Source organism: Miniimonas arenae (genome assembly GCF_006351005.1).
Lineage (GTDB): Bacteria > Actinomycetota > Actinomycetes > Actinomycetales > Beutenbergiaceae > Miniimonas > Miniimonas arenae.
In genome coordinates, this window is the sequence record NZ_VENP01000041.1 from 1 (window position 1) to 16,470 (window position 16,470).

A 16,470-nucleotide genomic window follows, 5' to 3' on the forward strand; every position below is an offset into this window, starting at 1 on the left:
TCGGAGTGGATCTTGTAGTACCAGACGTAGGAGTAGATCTCGAAGGTGATGAGCGGAAGCCCGATCCACACGCCCACGACGTTGCGCCGCTTCATCGACAGGCCCGTCGGCGCCGGCGTCTGGTAGCCCCAGGGCGCGGGCGGGTAGGCGGCGCCGGGGGCGTCGTAGGTCATCGGGTCTCCAGGGCGTCCAGGCGAGGGTCGCCGAGGGGCGACGGCGGAATGCTAGTGGCGACGGCAAGGCGGCGTCTGGCGAACGTCGCGCCCTGACCGCATCAGTCGCGCTCCTCGTCCTCGATCCAGTCGAGCAGGTCGTCGCGCCGCTGCACGATCGCGAGCCGTCGCTCGCTGGTGAGCAGGTCGGGATCGCCGAGCGCGGCGTCGTAGGACCAGTACGTGCGGTCCTCGACCCCGAGCGCCCGGAGCATCGGGGTCGCGCGCTGGACGGGGACGGCCGTCAGGCCGAACGCCTCGGCGAGCAGTCCCGTCTCGCCGTACGCGACCTCGCGGTTCACCTTGGCGGCGATCCAGAGCACGGCGGCCGCCGTCGTGTCGTCCTTGCTCCGGCGGCGGAAGATCGCGGGGTCGCCGACGGCGATGCGCGCCAGGACCCGGCGGGCCGCGGTGCGCAGCTCCTCGCCGTAGAGGCTCGCTGCCGCTGGTGCGAGGAGCGCGTCGATGCGCCGGAGGCGGTCGTGGATGTCGGCCGGCACGCCGTCGAGCACGAGCTGTTCCGAGAGCGGCAGCCGTTCGATGTCGAGTGTGTCGAGGGCCTCGCGGCCGCCGACGTCGTTCGCGAGTCGACGCAGCAGCCACGTCGGGGTGTCGAGCTCGGCCGGGTCCTCGATGCCGAGCTGCGCGAGCATCGCGGCGCCCTCCGGCCCCAGCTGCGCCGCGAGCTGGGCGAGGAAGGTCGCCTGGTCCGGTGGCTCGCCGTCGGGCCCTGCGGGCGGAATCGCGCCCAGGCGTTCGAGCAGCGCCATCGGACCCTGGTGGCGCGGGGACCGAATGATCGTGCGGTACTCGGGCTCGAGCTGATCGAGTGCGGCGAGCGTCTCGCGGGTCCGCTCCGCGGGCACGCCCCGCTGCTCGTGCGCGAACCGGACGAACCCGCGGTGCACCGTAGGGACCTGGTCGAGGTAGGCCACGTCGGCGACGACCTTCCGCGGCACCCAGTCCAGCAGCAAGATCTCGGTGGTCACCGGGCTGACCCGCAGCGGGTCGCCCGTGCCCTGCGAGGAGCCGAACGACATGAGCATGTCGACGATCGACCGGGCGTCCGAGCCCGGCGAACCGTCGAGCCCACGCGCGTGCGGCGAGGCGAAGAACTGCGTGCGGTAGCGCTCGAGGATCGCCTGCGTCGGCTCCTCCCACTGCGGCGCCGACCCGCCCTCGGGCAGCAGCCGTGCCATCCACTCGGTGAACGGGCGCAGGGCGGGCCACTCGTCGTCCTCGACCGGCGGGAACGTTGCTCGCCCGGCCGCCACCGCCTCCTCGATCCGCGCTCGCGCATCGGCGAGGCTGAGCGGCTCGACCGTCTGGCCCTCAACCGCGTTCTCGTGGTGGATCTCGATGACGTCCTCGAGCGAGCTCGCGATCGCGAACGCGGTCTTGACGATGGTTCCGAGGTTCGTGTCGATGTACACGACGAGCGTGAGCGCCCGGCGCGTCGGCAGCTCGATCTCGAGCACGACGTCGTCGCCGTCGCCGAGCATGTCCGCGAAGAGCGCGGCGCGCACCGGTCGGATGCGCTCGGCGCGCAGCAGCCAGCCCGGCAGCGCATGCCGCCGTTGCGCGACCTCGCGGCGGAGCTGCGTGCGCAGCTCGGCGTCGGGGAGCATCTCGGCGAGCACCAGGAGCACGGCGTCGGTCTGGCGCAGGGCGGTCCCACGCAGGGCCGTGACGATGTCGTCCAGCGTCGGGCCGTCGTCGTCCTGCTCGCGGGCCATCGGGTCGACGTCCGGCTCGAGGCTCGCCACCATCGCACTGACGAGCTCGAGCAGGGCCATCGGGTGGGGCTCCTGGAGCGCGCCGTCGATGCTCGCGAGCAGCTCGGGCAGATCGGGCGGGTCGATCTCCTGGCTCGGGAGGTCAGCGGGCTCGGGGGGCGGCGGTGCGGACGCCGGCGTGACGTGCGCCCGACGGCGTGCCTCGCCCTGGGCACGTGCGTGGCGGTCTCCGCGGCGTCGGTCTCGGGTCACGGCACCACGGTAGAGGTTGCCGTCCGTCCAGATGCTGAGCGAGGGCGGCCTGTGGACGGCCGACCTGCGGCGCGCCGCGGCACGCCGCGCCGGGGAAACCTACGGTTCCGTAGCCTCGAGCCGGTTCCCCGTGTACGGTTCGGGACAGGTGCCCATGCGCCTCCGCCCGCCGTACGCCCGCACGACACGTCCCTGCCGCTACGGCGATCGGAGCCCCCCTTGGAGCACACCTCGACCCGCCCGCGCGAGCGTCAGCTCAGCCTGTTCACCGAGCTGAGCAAGGCGGTGCAGGGCACCGGCCTCATGCGCCGCCGGTACGGCCACTACTGGGCCCGCCTCGTCGGGTCGGTCGTCGCGGTCCTCGTGGCGGTGGCCGCGGTGGTGGGGGTGGGTGACTCGTGGTGGCAGCTGCTGCTGGCGGCAGGCATCGGGGTGCTGATGACGCAGATTGCGTTCCTCGGGCACGACGCCGCGCACCGCCAGATCTTCGCCTCCGGCCGGTGGAACGACTGGACCAGCCTCGTCCTCGCCAACCTCCTCGTGGGGCTGAGCTACGGCTGGTGGCAGGGCAAGCACACCAAGCACCACGCCAACCCGAACAAGCGCGGCGTGGACCCGGACATCGACCTCCCGGTCATCACGTTCACCTCCGCGCAGGCCGACGAGCGGCGCAACCGCTTCACCGCGTGGTTCATGAAGCGCCAGGGTTGGTTCTTCTTCCCCCTGCTCCTCATCGAGGGCCTGGACCTGCACGTCACCAGCACCCGCCGGGTGTTGTCCCGCGAGCCCGTCAAGCGCCGCGGGATCGAGATCACCTTCCTCGCGATCCGGCTGCTGGCGCCGCTCGCACTCGTCTTCCTGGTGATGTCGCCGCTGAAGGCGGTGGCGTTCCTCGCCGTCGAGCTCGCGGTGTTCGGCTTCTACATGGGCGCGTCGTTCGCGCCGAACCACAAGGGCATGCCGATCGTGCCGCCGGACGTCTCGATCGACTTCCTGTCCCGTCAGGTACTGACGAGCCGCAACGTCACGGGCGGTCGCCTGATGGACGTCGCGATGGGTGGGCTCAACCTGCAGGTGGAGCACCACCTCTTCCCGAGCATGCCGAGCCCGAATCTGCGCAAGGTCGCGCCGACGGTGCGCGAGTACTGCGCGAAGCACGGGGTGACGTACACCGAGATGTCGCTGCTGCGCTCCTACGGCGTGGTCATCCGGCACCTCAATGAGGTCGGCCTCGGCGTTCGCGACACCTGGACCTGCCCGCTGGTGGCGCAGTACCGCTGAGTGCCCGCCTGGGGGTTGGGTGATGTAGCCTTACATCATGCTGCGCACCCAGATCTCGCTCACCGCAGAGGACCGGCGCATCCTCGACGAAGAGGCCGCACGGACCGGTCGATCCGTCTCCGCGTTGATTCGCGAGGCCGTGACGCTGGCATACGCCGGAAAGCGGGACATCCAGGAGGACGTCCGAGCGATTGACGACGCGGTCGGTGCGTGGAAGGACCGCGACGTCGACGGTGAGTCCTACGTCGAGGCGCTCCGCTCGGGTGGTCGTCTCCGCGACCTCGGCGCACAGTGAGCGTGCTCGTCGACACATCCGTGCTCATCGACGTGCTGCGGGGAGAGGCCGCCGCCGCGGCCGTGCTGCGGGACGCCCGGGTGGCGGGCCCGCTTCACGCGAGCGAGGTGACGCGGCTCGAGGTGCTTGCGGGCATGCGAGCGGGGGAGGAGGGGGCCACCCGAGCCCTTCTCGGTGTCCTCACCTGGCACGCGCTGAACGAGCAGGTCGCCGAGACCGCTGGCGAGCTCGGTCGACGATGGCTTCCGGGCAACCGCGGCATCGACTCCGCTGATCTCGCGATAGCTGCCACCGCCATGGTGCTGAACGCCAGGGTGCTGACTCGGAACGTGAAGCACTTTCCGATGTTCGACGGCCTGTCCGCGCCCTACTGACGAACGCGACGAGTCCTGACTTCAGCGGTAGTTGACGAACTGCAGCGCGGCGTCGATGTCGGAGGCCTTGAGCAGCGCGATCACCGTCTGCAGGTCGTCGCGGCTCTTGCTCGAGACGCGCACCTCGTCGCCCGTGATCTGCGTCTTGACGGCCTTGGGCGCCTCGTCGCGGATCAGCTTGGTGACCTTCTTCGCGTTCTCCTGGCTCAATCCCTCCTTGAGGCTGCCCGCCAGGCGGTACTCCTTGCCGGACTGCTTCGGCTCCTTGTCCTCACCGAAGTCGATCGACTTGAGCGAGACGCCGCGCTTGACGAGCTTGGTCTCGAACACGTCCAGCACCGCGAGCACGCGCTCGGGGGAGTTGGCCACGAGCACGATCGACTCACCGCTCCACGCGATCGACGCGCCCACGCCCTTGAAGTCGTAGCGCTGCGCGATCTCCTTCGCCGCCTGGTTCAGCGCGTTGTCGACCTCCTGCTTGTCGACCTTGCTCACGACGTCGAACGACGAGTCGGCCATGGCGTCCTCCTTGGTGGGCGGGTCGCGTCACGCGACCGTGGGTGGCTGCATCCACGCTAGCGCGCGCCGCCGCCGACGTGACGCCGGGGCGAGGTCCCGGCACGACGCGAAGGCCCGGAACCTCTTCAGGTTCCGGGCCTTCGTGGTGGCAGGTGAGGGATTCGAACCCCCGAAGCATTCCGCGGCTGATTTACAGTCAGCTCCCTTTGGCCGCTCGGGCAACCTGCCGTGTGACGCCGTGCCCCGCAGGGCCGGTCGAGCATACCGTCCCCGGAGCGGTTCCACGAAATCCGGGCGGTCGATGAACGAGAGGTCAGGCCTCGCCTGCCTCACCCACCGCGGCCGGCGCGGGCACGTGCCGGAGGCGACGCACGCCGTCGAGCGTGATGATCGCGAGCGCGACCCACACCAGGCCGAACCCGATCCACCGCGCCAGCGGCATCGGCTCGTGGAACACGAGCACCGCCACGCCCAGCTGCATGATCGGGGCGATGTACTGCAGCGACCCCATCGTGGCCAGCGGCAGGCGCCGCGCGGCCGACGCGAACAGCAGCAGCGGCACGGCCGTGACCGGCCCCGCCGCCACGAGCAGGAGGGCGTACCAGAACGGTCCGACGACGTCGCCCGGGCCGCCGAACACGCCCGCGCCGGTGGCGGCGAGCACGACCAGGTAGACCAGCGCGAGCGGTGCGAGCACGAGCGTCTCGGTGGTGAGGCCGGGCAGCGCCGGCACCTCGCCGCCCACCCGGTTCTTGATGAGCCCGTACAGCCCGAACGAGAACGCGAGCGCGAGCGCGATCCACGGCACGCGACCGTACCCGACGGCGATCACCACCACCGCGACGCCGGTCAGCCCCAGCGCGACCCACTGGGCCGGTGCGAGGCGCTCGCGCAGCACGAGCACCGCGAGCAGCGCCGTGACGATCGGGTTGATGAAGTACCCCAGCGCCGCGTCGGCCGCGTGCTGCGTGGAGACCGCGTGCACGTACGTGGTCCAGTTCGCCGCGATGAGCACGGCGGCGACGGCGAGCGTGCCCAGGACGCGACGGTTGCGCAGGACGCGGAGCAGCTGGGGCATGGTCCGCGTCACCGCGAGGAGCAGCAGGCAGAACAGGGCGCTCCACAGCACGCGGTGCGCGACGATCTCCAGCGCGCCGGCCGGGGCGAGGGCGACCATGTAGAGCGGCAGGACGCCCCACAGCAGGTAGGCGCCGGCGCCCGCGGCGAGCCCCTTGGCGCCGTCGCCGAACGCGTGGTCACGGGCGCGGAAGAGGGGCACGCCGACAGCGTACGGACCCGCGCCGACCCGGGCGTCCGCGTCTCGCGGCGCCGCCTCACCGGGCCGACGGAGCGACCCCGCCGCGGCCGGGTCACACCTCGTTCGCGCAGCGCGAACGGCATCCTGGCGCCGATTTCGCAATGTCTGCCGCGAGCGTGTACCCTCGCATGGCTGCCCCGATAGCTCAGTCGGCAGAGCGTCTCCATGGTAAGGAGAAGGTCAAGGGTTCGATTCCCTTTCGGGGCTCTGATCACCGCACGTGTCACGCGTGCCGGTGGTCGAGGCGGGGTAGCTCAGACGGTTAGAGCGCACGACTCATAATCGTGAGGTCGCGGGTTCGATCCCCGCCCCCGCTACCAACAGCGGCCCTCGGGCCGCTTTCGGCGTGCCGTCGACCCGCTGCAGCGACGGTAAGAGTGCCAGACCGCAGCACCGCGCAAGCAAAGGACACGGCCGTGGCCAGCAAGACCTCTGACATCCGCCCGAAGATCACGCTCGCGTGCTCGGTGTGCAAGGAGCGGAACTACATCACGCGCAAGAACCGTCGGAACAACCCCGACCGGCTCGAGCTGAACAAGTACTGCTCGCGCTGCAACGCCTCCACCTCGCACCGCGAGACCCGCTGACCCTGGTGGTCGGCGCCGTCGACGCCTCGCGCGTCGGGAGCGTGTTCACCGGCACGCCGCCTTTCGAGGTGACGCGCCGGGACGTCGTGGCGTTCGCGGACGCGGTCGGGGCCACCTCGTCCGTGCACCGTGACGTCGACGCCGCGCGTGCCGCCGGGTACGCCGACCTCGTCGCCCCGGTGACGTTCGCCGTCGTCGTCGCCCAGGAGGCCGAGTCCGAGTACATCGCGGACCCCGCCTCGGGGATCGACTTCTCGCGCGTCGTGCACGCCGACGAGTCCTTCGCGCACCGTCGCCCGCTCGTCGCGGGGGAGAGCGTGACGACCGCGGTGCACGTCGACGCGGTCACCACGCGTGGTCCGCTGACGCTGGTCACCACGCGCACCGAGCTCACCGATGCCGCCGGCGACGGCGTGGCCACCGTGGTCTCCACCCTCGCCGTCCGCGGGGCGGACGCATGAGCGCGCCGGCCTCGCCGTCTGAGCTGACCGACGGAGCCGTCGGCGACGTGCTGTTCACCCGCGAGGTCGAGCTGACCCGCGATCGCCTGGTCCGCTACGCCGGCGCGAGCCGCGACTTCAACGCGATCCACTACAACGACGCCGTCGCCGAGCAGGTCGGCCTCCCCGGCGTCATCGCGCACGGCATGCTCACGATGGGCCTCGCCGGGTCCGCGCTCACCGACTGGCTGCAGGAGTCCGACCCCCGCGGCGTCGCGCGGGTCGCCCGCTACTCGACGCGGTTCTCCCGGCCCATCCAGGTGCCGGCCACCGGGTCCGTCACGCTCACGATCACCGGCACGCTCGGCGCCGTGGACCAGACCGGCGACGACGGCGAGCCCCGCGTCCGCGTCGACCTGCGGGCCGAGGCGGCGGGCGTCACGGTGCTCGCCAAGGCTCAGGCGTTCATCCGAGTCTGAGCCCTGACCGGCCGTCGGCCTGGCGCCGCCAAGGCTCAGCCGGACCTGGGCTCGCTCGGGCGCGGGCTCAGCCCGCCTCGGCGGACGACCGCGACTCGGGCACCGGCCCGAGCGTCGTCCCCGCCCGCGGCCACACCCCGAGCTCGACCGACGCGGGCGGCTCGCCGCGCATCATGGCCACCGCCATCTCACCCGCCAGCTGCCCCTTGCGCGCCACCGGCTGCTCGACCGAGTCGATGACGTCGGGTGCGAGCCAGGGCAGGTCGACGCCGTCGAATCCCGTGACCGACAGGTCGAGGGGGATCGACAGTCCCAGCTCCCGGGCGGCGAGCACGACGCCCGCGGCGAGGAGGTCCGAGAGGGCGATGATCGCCGTCGGGCGCTCGTTCGGGGGCACGTCGAGGAGCGCCTTCGCCGCCTCGAAACCCTCCTCCACGAGCGAGCCGCACGTCTCGTAGACGGCCGTCGGCCGCACGCCGGCGCGGGCGAGGCCGGTCATCCGGTCGCGGGTGAAGCGGTACGTGGCGGCGTCGGCCGCGGCGTCGAGGCCGTGCCGCAGGCCCCGGCGGCGCTCGCGTCCCCAGGGCAGCGTCACCACGGCGATCCGCGTGTGACCCAGCGCGAGCACGCGGGCGCCGAGCTCGGCCATGCCCTCCTCGTCGGTCATGGTGACCGAGGCCGCGCCCGGCAGCGCGGACTCCATGAGCACGACTGGTGTGCCGCGCCGGGTGAGCGCCTGGAGGATCTCGTCCGCGCCGTCGACGCTGCGCAGGAAGATGGCCGCGTCCATCGCGGCGCGCGTGGCCAGGTCCACGCCCTCGCCGCCGTTGTTGACGCGGATGAGGAGCATGCCGAGGTCGTGCGCGCCGAGGGTGTCGGCGATGCCGTCGAGGGTGCGGATCGCGACCGGATCGCGGAAGTGGGCCGCGAGCTCGCCGCCGGTGATGACGCCGACCACGCCGCTGGTCCCGCGCCGCAGCGACCGTGCGAGGGGGTCCGGGCCGGAGTACCCGAGCTCGGCTGCTGCGGTCAGCACGCGCTCGCGGGTGGCCGCGGACACGGGCCCGGAGCCGGAGAACGTCAGGGACACGGTCGACGGCGACACGCCGGCCAGGCGTGCGACGTCGGCTAGCGTGGCGCGGGACACAGGACCTCCTTCGTGGTCGGGGTCGCGTGGACCCCGATCGATGCCCCAGACTAGACCCATGCCTCGAATCGATTCGACCCCTGGCGTGCCCGGGCGGCCGCGCGTCGTCGCTGCCTCCTGGTCGGTCGTGGCCGTGTTCGCGCTCTCCGGCTTCATGTTCGCCTCGTGGGTGTCGCGCATTCCCGCGGTCCGCGACGACCTGAGTCTGAGCCCCGCGACGATCGGGCTGATCCTGCTCGTCGGGTCGATCGGGTCGGTGGGCGCACTGCCCCTCACGGGCGCCGTGGTGACCCGGCTCGGGACGCGACGCACCGTCGTGGTTGCGGCCACGATCGCCGCGATCGGGTACGTCCTCGTGGTCGGGGGCTTCCTGCTCGGCAGCGTCCCGGCGATGGCGGTCGCGATGGCGATCGCCAACGTGGGCGTCGCGGGGTGGGACGTCGCGATGAACATCGAGGGCGCGATGGTCGAGCAGGGCCTCGGCCGCGCCATCATGCCCGTCTACCACGCCGGGTTCTCCGGCGGCACCGTGCTGGGTGCCGCGATCGGTGCGCTCATGGCGCGCCTCGACGTCCCGCTCCAGGTGCACCTGCCGGTGGCGATGGGACTGGCGCTGCTCGCCGTCGTGGTCTCCGTGCGGTGGTTCCTGCCCGAGGAGGGCGGGACGCCGCACGCGGCGACCACGCCCGAGGGTGGGGGAGTCGGCGCCGACGCCGTCGGTGGCCACGGCGGCACCGGCGAGGAGAAGGTGAGCGCCCGCGCGACCTTCGCCGCGTGGCTCGAGCCGCGCACGCTGCTCATCGGCCTCGTGGTGCTCTCGGCCGCACTCACCGAGGGGGCCGCGAACGACTGGCTGAGCCTCGCCTCGATCGAGTCGTTCGACCTCACCAACTCCGACGCCGCGCTCATGCTCACGGTGTTCCTCGTCGCGATGACGGTGATGCGGTTCATCGGCACGCGGCTGCTCGACGTCTTCGGCCGCGTGGTGGTCCTGCGGTTCTGCATCGCGTCGGCGCTCGCGGGGCTGCTGCTGTTCGGGCTCGCGCCCTCGGTGCCGCTCGGCATCGTCGGCATCGTGCTGTGGGGCCTCGGCGCCGCGCTCGGGTTCCCGGTCGGCATGTCGGCCGCCTCCGACGACCCGAAGCACGCGGCCGCTCGCGTCTCGGTGGTCTCGACCATCGGCTACACGGCGTTCCTCGCCGGCCCGCCGCTGCTCGGCCTGCTGGCCGAGCACGTCGGCTACGCGAACGCGCTGCTCGCGATCACCGTGCCGCTGCTCATCAGCCTCTTCCTCACCGGCGCGACGCGTCCGCTGCCGGGCTCCGTCGGGGCGGTCGTCGACCCGGCGGACGCCGATCGGGAGCCGTAGGCTCGAGCGCATGACGACCCTCGCTGAGCTCACCACGCTGCGCGTCGGCGGCGAGGTCGCCTCCCTCGTCACCGCCGAGACCGAGGCCGAGCTCGTCGACGCCGTGCGCACGGCCGACGAGGCCGGCACCCCGGTGCTGGTGCTCGGCGGAGGGTCGAACGTGCTCGCCTCCGACGACCCCTTCCCGGGCGTGGTGGTCCGCGACGGGCGGCGTGGCATCCAGATCCGCGAGTCCTCCGCGTGCGGCGGCGCCGACGTCGTGATCCCGGCGGGGGAGGTCTGGGACGACGTCGTGGTGCGCGCCGTGGCCGAGGGGTGGTCCGGCGTCGAGGCGCTCTCGGGCATCCCGGGCAGCGTCGGCGCCACGCCCGTGCAGAACGTCGGCGCGTACGGCCAGGAGGTCGGCGACACGCTCGCGTTCGTCCGGACCTGGGACCGCGGCGCGGGAGCGATCCGCACGTTCGCGCGCGCCCAGCTCGAGCTCGGCTACCGCACCTCGATCCTCAAGCGCACCTTCACGGTGCCCGACGACTCCGGCCGGACCTGGGGCCCGACGCCGCGGTACGTGGTCCTCGAGGTCGGCCTGCAGCTTCCGCTCGCCGACCGCTCCCAGCCCGTGAGGTACGCCGAGCTCGCGCGGACCCTCGACGTGCCGGTCGGCACCCGCGTCGCCTCGAGCGAGGTCCGCGAGGCCGTGCTCGGCCTGCGCCGCGGCAAGGGGATGGTCCTCGACGCGGCCGACCACGACACCTGGAGCGCCGGCTCGTTCTTCACCAATCCCGTGCTCGACGCCGGCGCCTCGGCCGCGCTTCCGGCCGACGCCCCGCGGTTCCCCATCGGGGACACCGGGCTGGTCAAGAGCTCCGCCGCGTGGCTCATCAGCCACGCGGGCTTCGAACGCGGGCACGGGCTGCCGGGGCCGGCAGCGGTGTCGACCAAGCACTCGCTCGCGCTCACCAACCGCGGGGGAGCGCGCGCCGCCGACATCGTCGCGCTCGCTCGTGAGGTGCGCGACGGCGTGGCGCGCACCTTCGGCGTCGTGCTGGAGCCGGAGCCGGTGCTCGTCGGCCTCACGCTCTGACGCCGCGCGCGCCTGGTCCTGGACCACCCCGTCCTGGATCGCCTCGTCTCGCCGTGCCCGGCGCCGGCCGCCTCGCCGGTCGCGCGACCGGCCACGCGACCGGGCCCCGGGTCGCGCTTCCGACCTTGCCCGTGACCTGGGCGGGGTGGTGCCGCGTGTGGGGTGGACGTGGCGACGGCGGTGTCGACGTGGGGCGCGCCGAGCGGAAACCCCACCCGGAAGCACTCCGCCCCGACGACCTGCGCATAGATCAGATATATAGAGCAGTGATACACTGAGGGGTGTCCGACGCTCTCGACGACCTCGCCGCGACCCTCGTCGTCTCCGCCAGCCGGTTCGGCCGCACCGCCTCCCGCGCCACGGGGACCCACCGGTCCCTCGTCGCGCACCGCGTGCTCGGGAACCTGCACAACGAGGGGCCGCTCCGCATCGGCGAGCTGACGCACCTCGAGGGGATCACCCAGCCCGCGATGACCTCGGCCGTGAACCGGCTCGAGGCGGAGGGGCTGGTCGCCCGGACGGCGGACCCCGAGGACGCGCGTGCCAGCGTCGTCGTGCTTACGGACGCAGGCCGTGCGGAGGTGGCGGACTTCCGCCTCCGCGCGGCCGCCCACGTGCGCCCGCTGCTCGACGCGCTCGGGCCTGACGACGTCGACGTCCTGCGTCGCGCCGGAGCGCTGTTCCGGGACATGACCGACGCCATGGTCCCGGGTGTCGCGCACGCCCGCGCACCGGTGGCCGGTGCGGCCCCGCGCGGCTAACGGCCGCCCGACGGCGAGCCTCGCCCACACCTAAGCGGCACCACGTCCGACGGCGAGCCTCAGCCCGCCCGACGGCGAGCCTCAGCCCGCCCGACGGCGAGCACTCTCAGCACCATCAGCAACTCAGGAGGACCCGTGACCCGGCTCGACCCGCCCCTGACCACCGCGGACGAGACGACCAGTGCGCCGCCCGCTGCTCCCCGGACCCGCGAGTCGGCGTCGTCCGCCGCGACGCCGGCCGCGGCGACGCGAGCGCCGTCGATCCTGCACCAGCCCGCCGCCGTGTGGGCGATCGCCTTCGCGTGCGCCGTGTCCTTCATGGGCATCGGCCTCGTCGACCCGATCCTCCCGGCGATCAGCTCCGAGCTGGGCGCGACACCGTCGCAGACGATGCTGCTGTTCACCAGCTACCTGCTCATCACCGCCGTCGCGATGTTCTTCACGGGCTTCGTCTCGAGCCGGCTCGGCGTGCGCCGCACGCTGCTGGTCGGGCTAGCGCTCGTCGTCGTGTTCGCCACCCTGGCCGGCGCGTCCGGCTCGGTCGAGGCGATCATCGGCTTCCGCGGTGGCTGGGGGCTGGGGAACGTCCCTTTCATCTCGACGGCGCTCGCGGCGATCGTCGGCGCCGCCTCCGGTGGCAGCGGCCAGGCGGTCATCCTCTACGAGGCCGCGCTCGGCGTCGGCATGGCGGTGGGCCCGCTGCTCGGCGGGGCGCTCGGCGAGGTGAGCTGGCGCGCGCCGTTCTTCGGCACCGCGAGCCTCATGGCGATCGCGTTCATCGCGATCGTCGCGATGCTGCGCGACACGCCCCGGCCCGCGCACGTCGGCCTCGGCGCCGGGATCGCCGCACTGCGCCACCCTGCGCTGCGCACGCTGGCGGTGACGGCGGTGTTCTACAACTACGCGTTCTTCACGCTGCTGGCCTACTCGCCCTACCCGGTCGAGGCCGCGGGCGCGGACCAGGGCCTCGCGATCGGTGCGCGCGAGCTCGGCCTGGTGTTCTTCGACTGGGGGCTGGCGCTCGCCGTCGCCTCGGTGTTCGTCGCGCCGGTGCTCACCCGGCGGTTCGGGCTGCGCCCGGTGCTGTTCGCGATGCTGGGGCTGCTCGGCGTCACGATGGCGGTCATGGCGGTGGCGGTGACGTCGTTCGCGGCGCTGGTGTCGGCCGTCGTCGTCGCCGGTCTGTTCCTCGGCGTGCTCAACACCGCCTTGACCGAGACCGTCATGGAGGCGACCGATCTGCCGCGCAGCGTCGCCTCCTCGACCTACTCGGGGGTGCGCTTCCTCGGCGGGGCGATCGCCCCGCCGTCGCCGGCTCGATCGCGACCGCCTTCGGCGCCGGCGCGCCGTACTGGTTCGCGGTCGGTGCGCTCGTGGTGGCCGTGCTGGTGCTCGTGATCGGCGGCCGGACCCTGGCGGGCATCGGGCGTCCGCACGCCGACGCGCAGGACGAGGCCGCCGCGATCACCGCGGGCGACGAGGCCTGAGCCCGACCGCAGGCCCGGTCGCCGTGACGCCACAGCGACTCGCCGTGACGCCACAGCGACTCGGCCGGCCCTCCGCGCGGGACGCGTGTCTCTGACCTGCGCCGACGCGTGCGGCGGTCGTCCGAGCAGGCCCGGGAGTCGCTCTCGCGTCACGGCGAGTCGCTCTCCCGTCACGGAGAGAGGCGCGCGCCGAGTTCACGCCGGGGCCGCGGCCTCCCACGCGTCGACCTCGGCGAGCCACGCGGTCCGGTCCCGCTCGGGCGCGAGGCTCGAGCCGATCGCGTCCCGGGCGAGGGCGGCGAGCTCGCCGTCGGACAGGCCGTGCACCCGCCGGGCCGCCTCGTACTGCGCGACGAGCCGCGAGCCGAACAGCAGCGGGTCGTCGGCACCGAGCGCCACCGGAACCCCCGCGTCGACCAGCGCGCGCAGCGGCACGTGCCGCGCCTCGTGGAACACGCCGAGCGAGACGTTCGACGCCGGGCACACCTCGCACGCGATGCCGGCCGCTGCGAGCTCGTCCAGCAGCGCGGGGTCCTCGGCGGCGCGCACGCCGTGTCCGAGACGCCGCGGGCGCAGGTGCGTGACGACGTCGCGCACGTGCTCCGGGCCGAGCAGCTCACCGCCGTGCGGCACGCTCGCGAGACCCGCCCGCGCGGCGATCGCGAAGGCGGGCGTGAACTCCGCGGTGACGCCGCGGCGCTCGTCGTTGGACAGCCCGAACCCCACCACCTCGCCCGGCCCGTCGCCCGCGTGCCGCGCCGCGAGCCGCGCCAACGTGCGTGCCTCGAGCGGGTGGCGCAGGCGCGAGGAGGCGACGACGATCCCCACCGACACGCCCGTCGCGGCCTGGGCGCGGCGCGCCTCGTCGAGCACGATCTCCAGCGCGGGCGTCAGGCCGCCGACGTGGGGCGCGTAGGAGGTCGGGTCGACCTGCAGCTCCAGGCGCCGTGAACCCTCGGCGGCGTCGTCCTCGACCGCCTCGCGCAGCACCCGGCGCATCGCCTGCTCGCTGTGCACGACCCCGCGCGCGGCGTCGTACAGGCGCTGGAACCGGAACCAGCCGCGGACGTCGGCCGGCACGTCCGGCACGCCGTCCAGCAGCGCGGCCGGCAGGCGCACGCCCGCCGCCTCGGCGAGCTCCACGAGCGTCGCGAGCCGCATCGACCCCGTGAAGTGCAGGTGCAGGTGCGCCTTGGGAAGCGTCGTGAGGTCGCGCATCGTCCCGAGTCTAGGGACGCCGGCGGCAGCGCCCGGTGGGCTCAGCGCGCCTCACCGAGCAGCGCCGCGATCCGTCCGACGCCCTCGGCGAGCGCGTCGTCGCCGAGCGCGTAGGACAGCCGCAGGTAGCCGCTCGGACCGAACGCCTCACCGGGCACGACGGCGACCTCCGCCTCCGTGAGGATCAGCTCGGCCAGCGCGGCGGACGTCGTGGGCACCACGCCGCGGATCTCCCGACCCAGCACCCCCTCGACCGAGGGGTAGACGTAGAAGGCGCCCTTCGGCGTCGGGCACGACACGCCGTCGATCGCGTCCAGGGCCGCCACGATGGCCCGTCGCCGACGGTCGAAGGCCTGGCGCATCTGCGCGACGGCGTCCAGCCCGCCGGTGAGCGCGGCGATCGCCGCGCGCTGCGCCACGTTGTTGACGTTCGAGGTCAGGTGCGACTGCAGGTTGGTCGCGGCACGGATGACGTCGGCCGGGCCCTGCATCCAGCCGACCCGCCAGCCCGTCATCGCGTACGTCTTGGCGACGCCGTTGAGCACGATGGTGGTGTCGGCGAGCTCGGGCACGACGCCGAGCACGGGCGTGAACACCGCGTCGTCGTAGACGAGGTGCTGGTAGATCTCGTCGGTGATGACCCAGACGCCGTGCTCGAGCGCCCACCGCCCGATGGCCTCGACCTGAGCCGCGTCGTACACCGCGCCGGTGGGGTTCGACGGCGAGCACAGCAGCAGCGCCTTCGTCGCCGGGGTGCGGGCCGCCTCGAGCTGGTCGACCGTCACGAGGTAGCCCGCGTCGGCACCGGCGAAGACCTCGACGGGGACGCCGCCCGCGAGCCGGATGGCCTCGGGGTAGGTGGTCCAGTACGGTGCGGGCAGCAGCACCTCGTCGCCCGGGTCGACCACGGCCGCGAACGCCTGGTAGACGGCCTGCTTCCCGCCGTTCGTCACCAGCACGCTCGACGGCGAGACGTCGTACCCGCTGTCGCGCAGCGTCGCGGCCGCGATCGCCTCACGCAGCGCGGGCAGGCCCGCGGCCGGGCTGTAGCGGTGGTTGACCGGGTCGTAGCAGGCCGCCGCGGCCGCCTCGACGATGTGCGCGGGCGTCGGGAAGTCCGGCTCGCCGGCACCGAACCCGATGACGGGGCGGCCGGCGGCCTTGAGCGCCTTGGCCTTCGCGTCGACGGCGAGCGTGGCCGACTCGGCGATCGCGGCGAGGCGCGCGGAGACGCGGGCGCGAGGGGTGGCGGTGGGCGAGTCGGTCGCGGACGAGGCGGCGGGCTCGACGTGGGCCTGGGTGGGGGTCGCGGAGGTCGAAGCGGTGCTCACGGTCCTATCGTGGCATCGACGGGCCCCGGTCGGTTCGACCCGGCCGCCAACCTCGCGTAGAGTGTCCCCTCGGTGCCTGCCGCCGCGATGCTCGACCATGCCCCCTTCCCCCCTTCTGGTGCGGGACGGCTACGGTTCGGCGACGACGGCGAACGCGGGCACCGTAGGGCAGTGGCGCAATTGGTAGCGCACCGGTCTCCAAAACCGGCGGTTGTGGGTTCGAGTCCCGCCTGCCCTGCACACTGGGCCGCGAACGCGGTCCGTGCACCGCGGAAGGAGGGGTCATGAGCGAGTCGAGCACCGCCGAGGCGAACCGGCCGGGCAAGAGCTCCAAGGAGCAGCAGCCGGGGCTGTTCGCCCGCATCGCCCTCTTCGTCCGTCAGGTCGTGGCCGAGCTGCGCAAGGTCGTCACGCCGACGCGCTCGGAGCTCGTGAACTACACCATCGTGGTGCTCGTGTTCGTGCTCCTGGTGATGGCGTTCGTCTTCGTGCTCGACTTCGGCATCGGCAAGCTCGTCATGTGGGTCTTCGGCACCCCGAGCGCCTGACCCCGCGCGGTCCACGGACCGCGACGACCGCACGA

Annotated in this window: 17 protein-coding genes, 4 tRNA genes and 1 pseudogene; 14 read left to right on the forward strand and 8 right to left on the reverse strand. The window is 73.1% G+C overall.

Annotated elements, in window-relative coordinates; translation table 11 throughout:
* A partial coding sequence (locus FH969_RS16205; protein ID WP_139987233.1) for a DUF4234 domain-containing protein occupies window positions 1-173 on the reverse strand: 173 nt, incomplete at its 3' end.
* 101 nt (window positions 174-274) lie between these two features.
* Complete coding sequence (locus FH969_RS10720) at window positions 275-2,200, reverse strand: hypothetical protein (protein ID WP_139987234.1); 1,926 nt, start codon at window positions 2,198-2,200, stop codon at window positions 275-277.
* A 219-nt stretch (window positions 2,201-2,419) separates the two neighbouring features.
* On the opposite strand from FH969_RS10720, the gene FH969_RS10725 reads away from it, so the two are divergent.
* Genes FH969_RS10725 through FH969_RS10735 form a run of 3 tightly spaced genes read left to right on the forward strand, consistent with a single transcriptional unit; the run spans window position 2,420 to window position 4,150 of the window.
* The gene (locus FH969_RS10725; RefSeq protein WP_246071870.1) at window positions 2,420-3,481 is read left to right on the forward strand and encodes a fatty acid desaturase family protein; all 1,062 of its coding nucleotides are present in this window, start codon (window positions 2,420-2,422) and stop codon (window positions 3,479-3,481) included.
* A gap of 37 nt (window positions 3,482-3,518) precedes the next feature.
* Window positions 3,519-3,776 (forward strand): ribbon-helix-helix protein, CopG family, encoded by a 258-nt coding sequence (locus FH969_RS10730; RefSeq protein WP_108719168.1) that lies wholly within the window; start codon window positions 3,519-3,521, stop codon window positions 3,774-3,776.
* 2 nt (window positions 3,777-3,778) lie between these two features.
* Window positions 3,779-4,150, forward strand: a complete 372-nt coding sequence (locus FH969_RS10735; protein WP_159096537.1) for a type II toxin-antitoxin system VapC family toxin — start codon at window positions 3,779-3,781, stop codon at window positions 4,148-4,150.
* A 21-nt stretch (window positions 4,151-4,171) separates the two neighbouring features.
* On the opposite strand, the gene FH969_RS10740 is transcribed toward FH969_RS10735, so the two are convergent.
* From FH969_RS10740 to rarD, 3 genes are all read right to left on the reverse strand, one after another.
* On the reverse strand, window positions 4,172-4,669 hold the full coding sequence (locus FH969_RS10740) for a YajQ family cyclic di-GMP-binding protein (protein ID WP_139987235.1): 498 nt from the start codon (window positions 4,667-4,669) through the stop codon (window positions 4,172-4,174).
* A 143-nt stretch (window positions 4,670-4,812) separates the two neighbouring features.
* A tRNA-Tyr gene (locus tag FH969_RS10745) sits at window positions 4,813-4,897 on the reverse strand.
* 85 nt (window positions 4,898-4,982) lie between these two features.
* Window positions 4,983-5,948: an EamA family transporter RarD gene (gene rarD / locus FH969_RS10750; protein WP_139987236.1), complete on the reverse strand. Its 966-nt coding sequence runs from the start codon at window positions 5,946-5,948 to the stop codon at window positions 4,983-4,985.
* A 173-nt stretch (window positions 5,949-6,121) separates the two neighbouring features.
* Between rarD and FH969_RS10755 the strand changes: the two genes are divergently transcribed.
* The 5 genes from FH969_RS10755 to FH969_RS10775 all read left to right on the forward strand — a co-directional run bounded on the left by FH969_RS10755 (window position 6,122) and on the right by FH969_RS10775 (window position 7,493).
* Window positions 6,122-6,194, forward strand: a tRNA-Thr gene (locus FH969_RS10755).
* Between the two features lie 36 nt (window positions 6,195-6,230).
* Window positions 6,231-6,307 (forward strand) — tRNA-Met (locus tag FH969_RS10760).
* Between the two features lie 96 nt (window positions 6,308-6,403).
* Window positions 6,404-6,574, forward strand: coding sequence for a 50S ribosomal protein L33 (rpmG, locus tag FH969_RS10765; RefSeq protein ID WP_108719172.1), 171 nt, complete (start codon window positions 6,404-6,406; stop codon window positions 6,572-6,574).
* Window positions 6,575-6,579: 5 nt separating this feature from the next.
* The gene (locus tag FH969_RS10770; protein WP_108719173.1) at window positions 6,580-7,035 is read left to right on the forward strand and encodes an FAS1-like dehydratase domain-containing protein; all 456 of its coding nucleotides are present in this window, start codon (window positions 6,580-6,582) and stop codon (window positions 7,033-7,035) included.
* The gene (locus FH969_RS10775; protein WP_139987237.1) at window positions 7,032-7,493 is read left to right on the forward strand and encodes a MaoC/PaaZ C-terminal domain-containing protein; all 462 of its coding nucleotides are present in this window, start codon (window positions 7,032-7,034) and stop codon (window positions 7,491-7,493) included. The genes FH969_RS10770 and FH969_RS10775 overlap by 4 nt, the downstream gene beginning before the upstream one ends.
* A 67-nt stretch (window positions 7,494-7,560) precedes the next feature.
* On the opposite strand, the gene FH969_RS10780 is transcribed toward FH969_RS10775, so the two are convergent.
* Window positions 7,561-8,640: a LacI family DNA-binding transcriptional regulator gene (locus tag FH969_RS10780; protein ID WP_246071871.1), complete on the reverse strand. Its 1,080-nt coding sequence runs from the start codon at window positions 8,638-8,640 to the stop codon at window positions 7,561-7,563.
* 58 nt (window positions 8,641-8,698) lie between these two features.
* On the opposite strand from FH969_RS10780, the gene FH969_RS10785 reads away from it, so the two are divergent.
* The 4 genes and pseudogenes from FH969_RS10785 (at window position 8,699) to FH969_RS10800 (ending at window position 13,338) form a co-directional block, all read left to right on the forward strand.
* The gene (locus FH969_RS10785; protein ID WP_139987239.1) at window positions 8,699-10,009 is read left to right on the forward strand and encodes an MFS transporter; all 1,311 of its coding nucleotides are present in this window, start codon (window positions 8,699-8,701) and stop codon (window positions 10,007-10,009) included.
* Between the two features lie 10 nt (window positions 10,010-10,019).
* The gene (locus FH969_RS10790) at window positions 10,020-11,090 is read left to right on the forward strand and encodes a UDP-N-acetylmuramate dehydrogenase (protein WP_108719177.1); all 1,071 of its coding nucleotides are present in this window, start codon (window positions 10,020-10,022) and stop codon (window positions 11,088-11,090) included.
* A 281-nt stretch (window positions 11,091-11,371) separates the two neighbouring features.
* A complete protein-coding gene (locus FH969_RS10795; RefSeq protein ID WP_108719178.1) occupies window positions 11,372-11,851 on the forward strand; it encodes a MarR family winged helix-turn-helix transcriptional regulator in 480 nt (159 codons plus the stop codon).
* A gap of 261 nt (window positions 11,852-12,112) precedes the next feature.
* Window positions 12,113-13,338 (forward strand): annotated as a pseudogene (locus tag FH969_RS10800) (MFS transporter).
* Window positions 13,339-13,533: 195 nt separating this feature from the next.
* On the opposite strand, the gene FH969_RS10805 reads toward FH969_RS10800, so the two are convergent.
* Both FH969_RS10805 and FH969_RS10810 read right to left on the reverse strand, forming a co-directional pair.
* On the reverse strand, window positions 13,534-14,556 hold the full coding sequence (locus FH969_RS10805; RefSeq protein ID WP_139987240.1) for an adenosine deaminase: 1,023 nt from the start codon (window positions 14,554-14,556) through the stop codon (window positions 13,534-13,536).
* A 41-nt stretch (window positions 14,557-14,597) separates the two neighbouring features.
* Window positions 14,598-15,767, reverse strand: coding sequence for a pyridoxal phosphate-dependent aminotransferase (locus tag FH969_RS10810; protein ID WP_246071873.1), 1,170 nt, complete (start codon window positions 15,765-15,767; stop codon window positions 14,598-14,600).
* Window positions 15,768-16,052: 285 nt separating this feature from the next.
* Between FH969_RS10810 and FH969_RS10815 the strand changes: the two genes are divergently transcribed.
* Both FH969_RS10815 and secE read left to right on the forward strand, forming a co-directional pair.
* Window positions 16,053-16,125, forward strand: a tRNA-Trp gene (locus FH969_RS10815).
* 46 nt (window positions 16,126-16,171) lie between these two features.
* Window positions 16,172-16,435 (forward strand): preprotein translocase subunit SecE, encoded by a 264-nt coding sequence (gene secE / locus FH969_RS10820; RefSeq protein WP_108719181.1) that lies wholly within the window; start codon window positions 16,172-16,174, stop codon window positions 16,433-16,435.
* The last annotated feature ends 35 nt before the right edge of the window (window positions 16,436-16,470 follow it).